Genomic DNA, 13435 nt, shown 5'->3' on the forward strand with positions numbered 1-13435 from the left:
GGTCGTGGCGGGGAGCATGGTGCCGATGGGTGCGTCGGCGGGGGAGAGTAGCGGGGAATTTCCGAGACGGCCCATCTCGCTGGTCATCGGATTGCCGCCCGGTGGCGGCGCTGACTCCCTGGTAAGACAACTCGCAAAGCACATGAGCGAAGACCTGGGGCAGCCGGTTATCGTCGATTATCGTATCGGTGCCGCGGGTAACATCGGTGCCATGGCGGTCGCGCGCTCTCAGGCGGATGGTCATACGCTTTTCCTGGCAGGCCGTTCCGTGACGCTGCACAAGAAAATGTATGGCCACATGAATTATGACTTCGCCAAGGATTTGGTTCCCGTCGGCATGGTCGTGAAGATGCCTTACCTTCTGGTCATGGGCAAGCACGTCAATGCGACGACGCTGCAGGACGCGATGGATCTGGCAAGAGAACGTGCGGGAAGCCTTACCTGTGCGTCTACGGGTATCGGGACGACGAATCATCTGTTGTGCGAGTCGCTGCAGGAGGCCGCCGGCATAGAGCTTCTCCATCTCCCTTATAAAGGCGCGGCACCAGCGCTGACGGATATGGTCGGTGGACGAGCGGATTTCATGTTCACATCGCTGGCTTCGGCGTTGCCTTATCTGGAATCCGATAAGGTCCGCTGTGTGGCTGTCATGTCCTCGGCCAGATTGCATGAACTTCCGGATGTTCCTTCCATCGAGGAGTTCGGTTTCATGAAGGCCGAGGGCAATGGCTGGTTTGCCCTGGTGGCGCCTGCACGAACTCCATCGCACGTGATCCTCCGCTTGAATCGCTCCCTTAACAATGCCTTGGCGAATGACAGTTTGCGGGAAGTCCTGATCTCGCAAGGCTTCGTCGTTCCGCTCTCGAACAACACGCCCGAAGCCCTCGGCGCTTTCATGGCCGACGAAGCGGCGAAGTGGACGGAAGTGCTGGAGCGGCGCGACATCAGCAGCGTCCAGTAGCACCAGCGTGGAACTCCTCGCGCCATTCGTCTACCCATGCGAGGAATCGCACGCGCTACGCGATTCCTGATTCCAGCAATCGCTGGCTCCGATGCGCACGGTATGCTTTTTGGGGGATGAGGATGAAACTGGGGAAAAAGGAATTGGCCGCCCTGATCTCGGCCGGTGACGGAGCTTCCCTCGGGGCAAGGGCGGCCAGCCTGGCGGCGCCGTTTCCTGAGCGGCCCATAACCATCGTCGTCGGGTTCCCGCCCGGCGGCGGCGACATGCTCATACGCGAGATTGCCACGCATATGGGCGAAGACCTGGGGCAGGAAATCCTTCTAGATTATCGGCCTGGCGCGGCCGGCAACGTCGGCGCCGCCTCGGTGGCGCGCGCCGAGCGCGACGGCTACACGATCTTCCTGGCCGGGCGGTCAAATATTTTCCATCGCCTCATGTACGACGATGTCGACTACGACTTCTCGTTCGACCTGACGCCGGTCGGGCTGGTGGCGAAGATGCCTTTCGTGGTGGTAGCCGGCAAGAACACCCCGCTGAGCAGCATGAATGACATCATCATGCCCGCAAGCCCAAGACACCCTCCCGGCGGATATACCTGCGCTTACGCCGAGATAGGCACCACTTCCCACCTGCTGGGCGGCTTCCTGCAGCAGTCCGTAGGCATCCGCTTGATGAGTGCGCCTTATCTGGGCGTCGTGGAGGCGCTGGCCGATGTCATCGGGGGGCGTACCGACCTTTTGATTTTCCCGCTGCCGATGGCGCTGCCGCTGATACGGAGGGGGAATATCAAGGCCCTGGTCATCATGGCGCACCAGCGTGTTGCCGCACTGCCCGACGTCCCCGCGATCGATGAGTTCGGCTTGGCCGGCGCCGACGCAGAGGGCTGGTATGCCCTGATGGCGCCCGCCAGGACGCCGCGCGCCATCGTCGCCACGCTGAACCGGGCCCTCAATACGGCGCTGGCCCAGCCGGTTCTAAAGGAAAGACTGGAGTGCCTTTCCTATATCCCTGCCCATCCGCCCGAAAACACGCCCGATACCCTGCGTGCACTCATCGCGCAGGAGACCGAGAAATGGACCGCGGTGTTGATGGACAGGAATATCAATACGCTGCACTGAGTCGATCGGTTCACGGCATTCATTCGCCGCATTCATTCGCGCACTGACTTGAAAGAAGTCGTAAGAAAACGGAACCCGTATCCCCGCCGCGTCTACCCAAGCGCAGGGAACGGTTTCCTGTTGGCCCTTCCCGGTTCGATGTCCTTGACTGTGGAGGGTGAAGATGAACCCAGGAATAAGGAAATTGGCGGCGTTGCTGCTGGCGGGGAGCTCAGTGCCTGCCGTCCCCCTGTCCGCCGCTGCGGCGGCAGCCAGTGCCGAGCTTGACTATCCCCAACGTCCCATCACACTGGTCGTCGGCTTTCCCCCCGGCGGCGCTTCCGACCTGATTGCCAGGCACATGGCCGCCTATATGACAGAGGACCTGGGCCAGAAGGTCGTCATCGAATACCGGACCGGCGCCGCCAGCAACATTGCCGCGGCCGCGGTGGCAAGAGCGGCCCCCGATGGCTACACCTTGTTCCTCGCCGCGCGGCCGAACACGACGCACAAGATCATGTACCCGGGCATCGACTACGATTTCGTCGAGGATATGGCGCCTGTCGGCATGCTGGCCACGGTGCCCCTGGTCATGGTGGTGGACAGGCAATCCCGGGTCAATGACGTCCCCGGGCTGATCGCGGCTGCCAAGGCGCACCCGGGCAAGCTCGTCTGCGGCTCCGCCGGAATCGGCACGACGGAACATCTTCTGTGCGAGGTGTTCAAGAAATCAGCCGGCGTCGATATCGCGCATGTGGCCTATCGCGGCAGCGCACCTGCGCTGGTCGACCTCATGGCCGGGCGCACGAATATCCAGATCACGCTGGTTCCCGGCGTTCTCGCCCAGATCAAGTCCGGCGCCGTCAAACCGGTCGTGGTCATGGCCAGCGGCCGTATCGCCGCCCTGCCGGATGTCCCCGCCATCGAGGAATACGGCCTGCCCGGCAAGGAGGGCGGCACCTGGTATGCGCTGGTGGCGCCGCGCGGCACGCCTCCCGCGGTGATCGCGCGCTTGAACGGGTCCGTCAATACGGTCCTGGGCAACCCCACGCTGATCCGGGTGATGGAGGATTTGGCTTTCTCCCTGCCGCAACGCGGCAATACGCCAGAAGACGTCCGGCTGTTCATTGCCGAGGAAATCGCTAGATGGACCGCGGTGCTGCATGATCTGCACATCGAGGCGCCGCGCTGATTCGCTATCGGCAGGCGTGGTGGACCTGATGCATGCGGCCTTGATTCATCACGCCGCCCGGGAACCTGATATACATTTCAAGCTCTCAGGTAAGTGCAGGCTCGCTTCCCTTCCATTTCGCCAAGGAGTACTCATGCAGGTCGAAACGCTAAACCGGGCCGCGCAGCCCGTCGCCCGCTACAGCCGTCCCGCCGTTATCCTGCATTGGCTCGTGTTCCTGCTGGTCGCCCTGGCCCTGACGGCGATCGAGATACGCGGTCCGCGCGGCAGTGATTCGCGCACACTTTGGACCGGCATTCATATCTGGGCCGGCTGTACGGTGCTGGTGCTGATGGCGGTGCGCCTGGTCTGGCGGCTGGTGCACGGCGTGCCGGCGGCGGAGGCGGGCGGCGGTTTCCTGGCCCTCTGTGCCCGCGCCATGCATTGGCTGTTCTATATCGTGCTGATCGCGCAGCCGCTGCTGGGGATCCTGATGACCAATATGGCGGGACGTCCCGTGATGCTGATGGGGACCGATTGGTCCTTCTCCCTGGTGGGGGCGCATCCGGATCTGCGGTCCGATGTCCGGGCCGCGCACCTGTTCATCGGCAACGCGCTTTTTTACCTGATCGGCCTGCACGCGCTGGCCGCCCTGTGGCATCAATTCATCCGCCGCGACGGTACCTTGCGCAAGATGACCTGAGGCCAATTCCTGATTCCTGGCAGAAAGCAAAATGGGACGCCCGTCTTGAAGACGGCGTCCCATTTTTTCGGCTGGCCGCGGCTGCAGTCCCGCGGCAGCGCTGCCAGGTCAACGCACGTAGTAAACGCGCATGGCCTGCTGGCGTTGCGTGCCGTCCAGCACCTTGATGACGACGGTGCGGGCGACGAAGCCGTCCGGCAGCTTCAGCGATCCGCTCATGTGTTGGTAGCGATCCAGGTCCAGGGCAATGGCGTCCGGGGCGATGGTATCGACGCGGCCGTTCGGATAGCGGCCTTCGATGGCGAACTGCACCGTGCCCTTGAAGGGGGCGCCCGCCTTGGCGTTGTCACGCATGATCAGGACCTGGTAGCCAAGCTGGCCAGGTTCGCGTGTCAGCAAGGCCGAGCGCACGCCGATATTGCTGCCGCGCGGATCGGGCGGAATGGCTTCCTCGAACAGCTGCAGGTCCTTGTTCAAGGTGACGATCTGCTGCTGAGCCTGCGCCAGGTCGGTCGTCAGCTTGCCATGCGTGCTGCGTGCCGAGTCGCGCTGCTGGCTGGCTTCGTCGAGTTGCCCTTGCAGGCGCTGGCGGTCCAGGTTGGCGGCGCTCAGTTCGCTGTGCAATTGCTCGGACTGTTCGATGGTCAGGCGTTGCGGGCCATAATTGGTCTGCAAAAACAGCACGCCGCCGGCACCCAGGCCGATGCCCACCAATAGCAGCACGAGCCAGCGCGGCATGCGCCTTGAGCGTTTGCCGGGCTGATATACCGAGGGTTTGAAAACCGAGCGCTGCGACCGTCCGAACATCCCATCCGTCCAAAAAAACCTGCGTTTCGTGCAACGAGCGCGTGCCTGTGCCCCAGCCGCGCCCGCCTGAGGCGCTACAGGATACCTGTTACGGCCTATGCATAGGCACTTCGACAAGCATCGTTGCGCTCATTGATATTGTGAAATACTCAGCGTTCCCAAGTATTTCGCTGTGGCGAAGACCGCGTGCCGGGCCCTCGCGGACTTGCGATCTAGCGCGCCCCGCTGACCTTGCGCGTCAGCATGGCATCCAGGTCCGCCAGCCTCTGCGGCGTGCCGACGTCGACCCAGGTGCCATCGTGCCGCGCACCGCGCGCCGTGCCGCGCCCGATGGCATCCACCAGCAGAGGCGCAAGCCGGGCCGGCGTGCCGGGCGCCAATCCCGCGAACAGGCTGGGATGGTAGACGCCGATACCGGCATAGGTCAAACGGCGCCCGCCCGCCGCGGCCAGGGTGCCGTTCTCCAGCAAGTGGAAGTCGCCCTCGGGGTGATGCGCCGGATTGTCCACCAGCAGCAGCCAGGCCTGTCCGCCCGTCGCCGCCAACTGGCTGGCCTGCCCGCGCGCGCCCGCCGGATCCCAATCGCACCAGACATCGCCATTGACCACCAGGAAGGGGGCGTCGCCCAGTTGCGGCAAGGCCTGCGCGATGCCGCCGGCGGTTTCCAGGGCTTGCGGCTCGGGCGAGTAACGCAAGCGCGCATCGAATGCCGCGCCGTCGCCCAGGGCGGCCTCGATGCGGTCGCCCAGCCAGGCGTGGTTGACCACGATGTCGTTGATGCCCGCCGCGATCAGGCGGCGGATGTGCCAGACGATCAGCGGTTCGCCGCCGACGCTCAGCAGCGGTTTGGGCAGGGTGTCGGTGAGCGGGCGCATGCGTTCGCCGCGGCCCGCCGCCAGGATCATGGCGCGCACGGTGGGTTGCCCTCCGGATTAAAAGGTGTAGCCCACTACGGGCTGGCGATCGTCCAGCTTGTCCAGCAGGCGCAGCAGCGGCGTGAACACGCCATAGCGTGCCGCCACCTGGCGAACGTAAGCGTTCACTCTCGGAATGTGGGCCAGGTAGCCGGCCTTGCCGTCACGATGGTGAAGGCGGGCGAAGACGCCCAGGATGCGCAGGTTGCGCTGCAGGCTCATCCACTCGTAGGCGCGGTGGAAATCGGCGAAATCGGCATCCACCGGCAACTGGGCGGCGCGCGCCATTTCCCAATAGCGGATAGCCCAATCCAGTTGTTGCGGCTCTTCCCAGGTGGTGCGGGCATCCGTGACCAGCGACGCCAGGTCATAGGTGATGGGGCCGGCCAGGGCATCCTGGAAGTCGATGACGCCCGGATTCGGACCGTAACGGTCTTCATCGCAGACCATCAGGTTGGGCGAATGGAAGTCCCGATGCACCAGGACGGGCGGCTGCGCGCCGTTGCTGGCCGACAGCAGGGCGAAGATGCGGTCCAGGGACTGGCGGGTCGTGGCGTCCAGCTGCATGCCATGATGCTGGCCGACGTACCACTCCGGAAACAGTTCCAGTTCGGCCGCCAGGCGCGGGGTGTCATAGGTGGGCAGGCCAGTGGTGGCCGCCTGCTGCACGCGCACCAGGGCCGCCAGGGCCTGGCGATACAGGGTCTGTAACTCGGCGTCCGGCAGGCCGGCCTGGATGCGCTGGTAATACGTGTCGCGGCCCAGGTCGGTCAGCAGCAGCAGGCCTTGCGCCAGGTCCTGGGCCAGGATCCGCGGCACGTTAAGGCCGGCGTCGCCCAGCAGCCCGGCGACGTGGATGAAAGGGCGGCAGTCCTCGCGCTCGGGCGGGGCGTCCATGACGATCAGGCTGCCCGCGGCGGCGTTCAGACGGAAGTAACGGCGGAAACTGGCATCGCTGGAGGCGGGCGCCAGGGAGGCGACATCCAGGCCCAGATCGGCGGGCAGGGAGAGCAGCCACTGACGGATCTGGTCCTGGCGGGTATCGGGTGTTGTATTCAAGAGGAGGCGACCTGGAGGAAGATTGCTGTTTTAATCGCGAATCGCACCATTTTACGGGGGAGTCGCGTCGCCACGCGGCTTCTCTATAATACCGGCTCGCCGGATGACCGGCCCCCACGGTGGGCAAGGGAACGCAGGGTCGTTCCGTGCCTGACCGTCATCCCAATTTTTTCAGGTTTCTTCATACGTGCGCATGGTCCGGTGGTTGATCCTATTCCTTGCTGGCGCGGCCGCGGCCGCCCAGGCGCAAGTTCCCGCGGACTCGTCCGTCAACGACTTGACCAAGGCAACGTCCAAGACGCTGTCCAAGCAGACCGCCAAGGGCAATGGCAAAGCCAAGGCCAAGGCCGCCCCCGCCGCGCCCCCGTCGAACTCGGTGCAGGTGCTCGGGATGAAAGACGGCTCCGGCCTGCGTAATTCCACCGGCTTGCGGGTGCACCGGGTCGACGGCGACAACCTGCCCGGTTTCCTGCAGGCCGACCAGATCAACGGCGATCCCGACTCCAACGTCACGCTGACGGGCAATGCCGAAGTGCGCCGGATGGACACCATCATCAAGGGCGACTCGATCAAGTACCGCCGCATGGAGGGTGTGGCCACCAGCGAAGGCCATGCGCGCCTGTTGCGCGATGGTTCGCTGGCGATCGGCCCGGCCATGAGCTACAACGTCGACACCAATACGGGCGCCCTGAGCCAGCCCGATTTCTGGCTCGGCGCCTCCGGCGGCCGCGCGCAGGCGGAACATGCGGATATCTTCAGCCGCTCCACCATGCGGCTGGAGCAGGTCACCTACACGGGTTGCAACTGCGACAACCCGGCGTGGTACATCAAGGCCAATTCGATCGACCTGGACTTCGACGAAAACGAAGGCATGGCGCGCAATGGCGTGCTGTATTTCAAGGACACGCCCATCCTGGCCTGGCCTTACATGACCTTCCCGGTCAAGAAAGAGCGCAAGTCCGGTTTCCTGACGCCCACGTACGGGTCGACCAGCCGCAGCGGCTTCGACCTGCAAGTGCCGTATTACTTCAACCTGGCGCCCAATTACGACCTGACCTTGACGCCGCGCTACCTGAGCAAGCGTGGCGAGCAACTGGGAGCGGAATTCCGTTACCTCGGTCCGACCTATAGCGGTTCCCTGATGGGAACCTATCTGTCCAACGACAGCCAGACCGGTGAAAACCGCTATCTGTACAGCACCAAGCATTTCCAGACGCTGGGCAATGGCTTCTACACCGCCTGGAACGTGTCGGGTGTGTCGGACGGCAATTACTTCCGTGACTTCGCGTCCCTGGGCTTGAACGACGCCTCGCAGACCTATCTGCCGCGGCAAGGTCTTGTCGGCTGGAACAACAAGTATTGGCAGACGTATGTGCAGGTCTATAAGTACCAGACCCTGCAGGATCCCGACTCGAACGAGATCGTGGCGCCCTATGACAAGGTGCCCGAAATCTCCGTGAACGGGCAGCGCTATGACTTCAACGGTTTCGATCTGGAGTACACCAGCACGGCCACCCGGTTTTCGCGGCCGCTGTTCATGGACACGCACTACGGTCCCGAGGGCGACCGTCTGCAGATGTATCCCACGATTGCGTACCCCATCGTGCGGCCAGGCTGGTACATCACGCCCAAGGTGGGGCTGAACTTCACGCAGTACCAGAACACCAACTGGCATCCCAACGACAACCTGGGTTTCGGTGCGGGCGCGTACAACTACCCCGACAGCGCCTCGCGTACCCTGCCCATCATGTCGATCGACTCCGGCATGACGTTCGAGCGCGACACCACCTTGTTCGGCAACGCCGCCACCCAGACGCTGGAACCGCGCCTGTTCTACCTGCGCGTACCGTACCGGGATCAGTCGACGATGCCGGTCTACGATACGTCGCTGGCGGACTTCAGCTTCTCGCAGGCCTTCGAAGAAAATCTGTATTCGGGTGGCTGGGATCGCATCGCCAATGCCAATCAGCTGACCGCGGCCGTGACCACGCGCTGGCTGGACGCGAATACCGGTTTCGAACGCGCGTCCCTGTCATTCGGACAGCAGTTCTACTTCGAGGACCAGAAGGTGACGCTGCCCGGTGAAAAGCCCCGCGACGACGTGCGCTCGGCCTATCTGGGCGCTGCCAGCGCGGCCTTGACCGATACCTTGTCGACGAACGTTGAAGCGCAGTGGAATCCCTACGATTCGCGCTTCGAGCGCGGCCTGATCGGCGCACGCTGGTCGCCGCAACGAGCCACTTCGGTGTCACTGTCGTACCGCTACCAGCGCGATCCGCAGACCATCACCGGTTTCACCAACTACCTGCCGGCGGGGCAGAACCAGATCAGCCTGGCCTTCCAGTGGCCGTTCACCAGTCGTTGGTCCGGCGTGGGGCGTGTTGACTATTCGATGCGCGGCGGAGATGGCGTGCTTGACCCGCAGACGGGTGAGCCGGCCACGCGCCGAGTAACCCAGGCCATCGCTGGTCTGGAGTACAAGGGCGATTGCTGCTGGACGGGACGTTTCGTATTCCAGCGCTATGCTGTGTCTGCAACAGATGTGAATAACGCTTTCTTCTTCCAGCTTGAACTGACGGGCCTGGGCTCCCTGGGTACCGATCCGCTGAAGATGATGAAGAAAAATATCCCCGGCTATGAGCCGACGACGCCGCCCGCGCAGCCGGGGACGAGTTTTGAAAGGTACGAATGATGCGTAGTGTGATTGCCCCCCGTGCCGCCTGGCGCGGCGTCCTGTCCGCAGCCCTGGTGGCGATTTATGCCGCGACACCGTTGCCAGCCTGGTCCGCTGATACGCCCGCCAAGGGTGCTGCAAAGCCAGCGGCAACCTCGCGTGGCAAGGCCCCCGCGCCGGCGGAAGCCGCTCCCCCGGCACCGCCGCCCGAGCAATTCGCCGATGGCATCGCCGCGGTCGTCAACAAGGACGTGATCACCCTGCGCGAAGTGCGCGACGCGACCCAGGCCGCCATGGGCGACCTGACCCGCCAGAAGATCCAGCTGCCGCCGCAGGACGTGCTGCAGCGCCAGGTTCTTCAACGCCTGATCATGCAGCGCCTGCAGCGCCAGGAAGCCGCGCGCATGAACATCAAGGTCGACCAGTCCACGGTCGATCAGGCCATCAATACGGTGGCCGCGCGCAACAAGATTTCCATGGATCAGCTGCGCAAGGAAGTCGAAAAGAGCGGTATCAGCTGGGAAACGTATCGGCGCAACATCGCCGACGAAGTGCTGTCCGATCGCCTGCGTGCCCGCACGGTGGACGCGAACATCATCATCTCCGACGCGGAAGTCGATGCGTATCTGAAGGAGCAGCAGCGTCGCCGTGGCGGCGCCCCGGCCAGTGCGCCCATGCAGCAGGCCGAGGCGCCTGAGCAGCAGGCTGCCGCCGTGCAGTCCGACCGCATCGCCCTGGCGCAGATCCTGGTGCGCGTGCCGGATGGTTCGAACACCGAGCAGGTAGCCGTGCTGCGCAAGAAGGCCGAGGACCTGCTGGCCCGCGTCAAGGGTGGCAGCGATTTCGCCAGCGTGGCGGCGGCCTCGTCCGATGGCCCCGAGGCCCTGCAAGGCGGTGCCATGGGCGTACGCCCGCTCGATGGCTGGCCCGACCTGTTCGTGCGTGCCGTGGCCAACCTGCCCAAGGGCCAGGTGTCCGGCATCATCCAGAGCGGCAACGGTTTCCATATCCTGAAGGTGCTGGATCGCGCCAGCGGCGGTGCGCCCGCACCGGCACCCGCGCCGCAAGCCATGCCGCAGCAGCCGCCGGGAGGCGGGGCGCCGCAAGGCCCGATGCAGGTGACGCAGACGCACGCGCGCCACATCCTGATCAAGACGTCGGCGGTGGTCAATGACGCGCAGGCGCGTCAGCGCCTGGAGCTGCTGCGCCAGCGCATCGTCTCGGGCGGCGAGGACTTCGCCACCCTGGCCCGGCAGAACTCGCAGGACGCTACCGCGCCGCAGGGCGGCGACCTGGGCTGGTTGAGCCCGGGCGAAACCGTGCCGCCGTTCGAGGCGGCGATGAACACCCTGAAGATCAACGAAATCAGCGAACCCATCCAGTCGCCTTTCGGCTGGCACCTGATCCAGGTGCTGGAGCGCCGCGAGAAAGACGTGGCCGATGAGATGCAGCGCATGCAGGCGCGCCGCACCCTGTTCGAGCGCCGTTCCGAACCCGCGTTTGAGGACTGGCTGGATCAACTGCATGACCAGGCCTATATCGACAATCGCCTGGAAAAGCAGGAGCAGCGCGACAAGGCTAACCGTTGAGCGGGCGAGGGAGCGTTTCATGACGCGTCATCAGGCTCGGAAACGGTTCGGCCAGCACTTCCTGGTCGATGAAAGTGTGGTGGATGCGATCGTGCGGGCCATTGCGCCCGCGCGCGAGGACAAGTTGGTGGAGATCGGCCCTGGCCTGTCCGCGCTGACCGCGCCCTTGCTGCAACAGGCGGCGCGTTTGACGGTGGTGGAAATCGACCGCGACCTGGCGCAGCGTCTGCGCAACAAGTATCCGGCGGAGCGCCTGGACGTGGTCGAGGCGGATGCGCTGACGGTCGATTTCGCCGGCTTCGGCACGGGGTTGCGGGTGGTGGGCAACCTGCCCTACAACATTTCCAGTCCCTTGCTGTTCCATCTGATGGCGGCGGCGGACCACGTGCGCGACCAGCACTTCATGCTGCAGCGCGAAGTCATCGATCGGATGGTGGCGACGCCGTCGTCGGCCGATTACGGCCGTCTTTCGGTGATGCTGCAATCGCGTTATCGCATGGACAAGCTGTTCGACGTGCCGCCCGAGGCATTCGACCCACCGCCGCGCGTGGTGTCGGCGGTGGTGCGCATGGTGCCCCTGCCGGCCGAGCGCCCGCGGCCGCGCAGCGAAGCGGCGCTGGAGCAGGTAGTGGCCAAGGCCTTCGCGCAACGTCGCAAGATGCTGCGCCGCGCCTTGGGCGACTGGGCTGCCGTGATTCCTTGGGACGAACTGGGTATCGCGCCGACGGCGCGTGCCGAAGAAGTGCCGGTCGAGCGTTTCATCGCCTTGGCCGACACCTTGCAGGCCGCCGGTCTGGTGGGCCCGTCACGGCCCCATAGCGCCGAGCTGGATGCTTGACTACCCTCGGGGATTTCTGGCTGGATACCTGGGAAAAATTAAAAGGGGAATTCCTGAAGGAATTCCCCTTTTTTTCCTATTCGGAGGTCAAGCACAGCGCGTCGCTTCAACGTTTCGCGCCGCTGCGCCAGCCGTTCCGCCATGTACTGCTTCGGTTTGATATCTCCGAAAAATTGAAAAAGGAATTTCTAAAGAAATTCCTTTTTTTTACGCTGGTGGTTGAGCCCCGGGCGTCGCCTTGACGCTTGATGCTTGACGCTTAACGCCGTCCCGCCAGGAACAGGCGCGTCGCATCGCGGGCCCGGTCCGCCAGCAATTCGGCCGCGCGCGTGCAGGCCTGCTCCAGCGTGATCGGCCCCGGCGCCAGGCTGAAGGCGGCGACGATGCCGACTTCGTGCAGACGTTCATAGCCGGCACCCAGCGATCCGGCCAGGGCCACCACCGGTACGCCGGCCGCCTTGCCGATGCGGGCCACGCCGGCCGGTGTCTTGCCGTGCAAGGTCTGCTCGTCCATCCGTCCTTCACCGGTGAAGGCCAGGTCGGCGCCGTGCATGGCGTCGGCCAATCCCCCCAATTCCGCCACCAGCTCCACGCCCGGCCGGAAGCGCGCGCCCAGGAACGCATGCGCGGCAAACCCCAGCCCGCCCGCCGCACCGGCGCCCGGGGCATCGCGTTCGTCGCGGCCCAGGGTGCGCGCGCACAGGTCGGCGAACACCCCCAGCGCAGCATCCAGTTCAGCCACCTGCTCTGGGCTAGCGCCTTTCTGCGGGCCGAAGACCGCCGAGGCGCCCTTGGGCCCGCACAGGGGATTGTCGACGTCGCAGGCCACTTCGATGCGGGTGTGCGCGATCCGTGGGTCCAGGCCGCTGACGTCCAGGCTGGCGGCCCGCGCCAACGCGCCACCGCCTGCCTCCAGCTGGCTGCCGTCGGCGGCCAGGATGCGCACGCCCAGCGCGGTCAGCAGGCCGGCGCCGGCGTCATTGGTAGCCGACCCGCCCAGCCCCAGGATGATGCGTTGTGCGCCGGCGTCCAGGGCCGCCCGCAGCAACTCACCCACGCCATGGCTGGTGGCGCGCAGCGCATCGCGGCGTGCCGGCGGTACCTGTTCCAGGCCCGCAGCCGCGGCCATTTCAATCACCGCGGTATGCAGCGCGGCAGCTGACGCAGCATGCGCCGCGGTGTCTGCCAAGCCAGTAGCCGCCAGCCCACCGGGCAGCGCATCCGCCAATGCATCGGCCAGCGCAACGGGCAACACACCTGCCAACGCATCAGGCAACGCGCCGGTTAATGCATCAGGCAACGCATCCGGGCCCTGCGGACGACCTTCGATCCAGCCCCATGCCGCGTCGACCGGCTCGCCCAGGGCATCGATCACTCGCGTGCTGCGCCACTGCCCCTGGGTCGCCTGCAATACCGCGGCGACCGTGCCTTCGCCGCCGTCGGCCATGGGCACGCAGACGATCTCGGCGTCGGGGCAGGCTGCACGCACACCGCGCGCGATGGCGGCGGCCGTGTCGGGGGCTGACAGGCTTTCTTTGAAGGAGTCGGGAGCGATGACGATTTTCACGTGCGGTCTCGGTGCGCGGTGGGTGAGGAAGTGCCAGCCGCGTCATCATACC

12 protein-coding genes are annotated in these 13435 nt (G+C 64.9%); 8 read left to right on the top strand and 4 right to left on the bottom strand.

The annotated features are described in order from the left end of the window. Positions 1-25 precede the first annotated feature (25 nt). The 4 genes from CEY05_RS25710 to CEY05_RS25725 all read left to right on the top strand — a co-directional run bounded on the left by CEY05_RS25710 (position 26) and on the right by CEY05_RS25725 (position 3935). Complete coding sequence (locus tag CEY05_RS25710; protein WP_255407787.1) at positions 26-961, top strand: tripartite tricarboxylate transporter substrate binding protein; 936 nt, start codon at positions 26-28, stop codon at positions 959-961. A 122-nt stretch (positions 962-1083) separates the two neighbouring features. Next, positions 1084-2082 carry a tripartite tricarboxylate transporter substrate binding protein gene (locus CEY05_RS25715; protein WP_158219428.1) on the top strand — a complete coding sequence of 333 codons (999 nt, stop codon included), beginning with the start codon at positions 1084-1086 and terminating at the stop codon, positions 2080-2082. Positions 2083-2296: 214 nt separating this feature from the next. After that, on the top strand, positions 2297-3253 hold the full coding sequence (locus CEY05_RS25720) for a tripartite tricarboxylate transporter substrate binding protein (protein WP_158219429.1): 957 nt from the start codon (positions 2297-2299) through the stop codon (positions 3251-3253). A 133-nt stretch (positions 3254-3386) separates the two neighbouring features. After that, positions 3387-3935 (top strand): cytochrome b, encoded by a 549-nt coding sequence (locus CEY05_RS25725; protein ID WP_088600128.1) that lies wholly within the window; start codon positions 3387-3389, stop codon positions 3933-3935. 108 nt (positions 3936-4043) lie between these two features. Here the strand turns inward: CEY05_RS25725 and CEY05_RS25730 are convergent, their stop codons facing one another. From CEY05_RS25730 to CEY05_RS25740, 3 genes are all read right to left on the bottom strand, one after another. After that, positions 4044-4742, bottom strand: coding sequence for a DUF6776 family protein (locus tag CEY05_RS25730; protein ID WP_088600129.1), 699 nt, complete (start codon positions 4740-4742; stop codon positions 4044-4046). Between the two features lie 212 nt (positions 4743-4954). After that, the gene (gene murU / locus CEY05_RS25735; RefSeq protein WP_088600130.1) at positions 4955-5656 is read right to left on the bottom strand and encodes an N-acetylmuramate alpha-1-phosphate uridylyltransferase MurU; all 702 of its coding nucleotides are present in this window, start codon (positions 5654-5656) and stop codon (positions 4955-4957) included. A gap of 18 nt (positions 5657-5674) precedes the next feature. Next, positions 5675-6715: an aminoglycoside phosphotransferase family protein gene (locus CEY05_RS25740; RefSeq protein WP_088600131.1), complete on the bottom strand. Its 1041-nt coding sequence runs from the start codon at positions 6713-6715 to the stop codon at positions 5675-5677. A gap of 187 nt (positions 6716-6902) precedes the next feature. Here CEY05_RS25740 and CEY05_RS25745 point away from each other — a divergent pair, with 187 nt between their 5' ends. The 4 genes from CEY05_RS25745 to CEY05_RS25760 are packed head-to-tail and all read left to right on the top strand — an operon-like array spanning position 6903 to position 12058. Further along, positions 6903-9407 (top strand): LPS-assembly protein LptD, encoded by a 2505-nt coding sequence (locus CEY05_RS25745; protein WP_369825990.1) that lies wholly within the window; start codon positions 6903-6905, stop codon positions 9405-9407. Further along, positions 9404-10978 carry a peptidylprolyl isomerase gene (locus CEY05_RS25750; protein ID WP_088600133.1) on the top strand — a complete coding sequence of 525 codons (1575 nt, stop codon included), beginning with the start codon at positions 9404-9406 and terminating at the stop codon, positions 10976-10978. Before CEY05_RS25745 ends, CEY05_RS25750 begins: the two co-directional genes overlap by 4 nt. A gap of 19 nt (positions 10979-10997) precedes the next feature. Further along, positions 10998-11816: a 16S rRNA (adenine(1518)-N(6)/adenine(1519)-N(6))-dimethyltransferase RsmA gene (gene rsmA, locus CEY05_RS25755; protein WP_088600134.1), complete on the top strand. Its 819-nt coding sequence runs from the start codon at positions 10998-11000 to the stop codon at positions 11814-11816. Beyond that, a complete protein-coding gene (locus CEY05_RS25760) occupies positions 11813-12058 on the top strand; it encodes a hypothetical protein (protein ID WP_088600135.1) in 246 nt (81 codons plus the stop codon). The genes rsmA and CEY05_RS25760 overlap by 4 nt, the downstream gene beginning before the upstream one ends. Positions 12059-12075: 17 nt before the next feature. Here CEY05_RS25760 and CEY05_RS25765 read toward each other — a convergent pair whose 3' ends face one another. Beyond that, a complete protein-coding gene (locus tag CEY05_RS25765; protein WP_233161707.1) occupies positions 12076-13383 on the bottom strand; it encodes a glycerate kinase in 1308 nt (435 codons plus the stop codon). Positions 13384-13435 lie beyond the last annotated feature (52 nt).

The sequence above is a fragment of the Achromobacter sp. HZ34 genome, assembly GCF_002209485.1.
Classification (GTDB): Bacteria; Pseudomonadota; Gammaproteobacteria; order Burkholderiales; family Burkholderiaceae_B; genus Bordetella_C.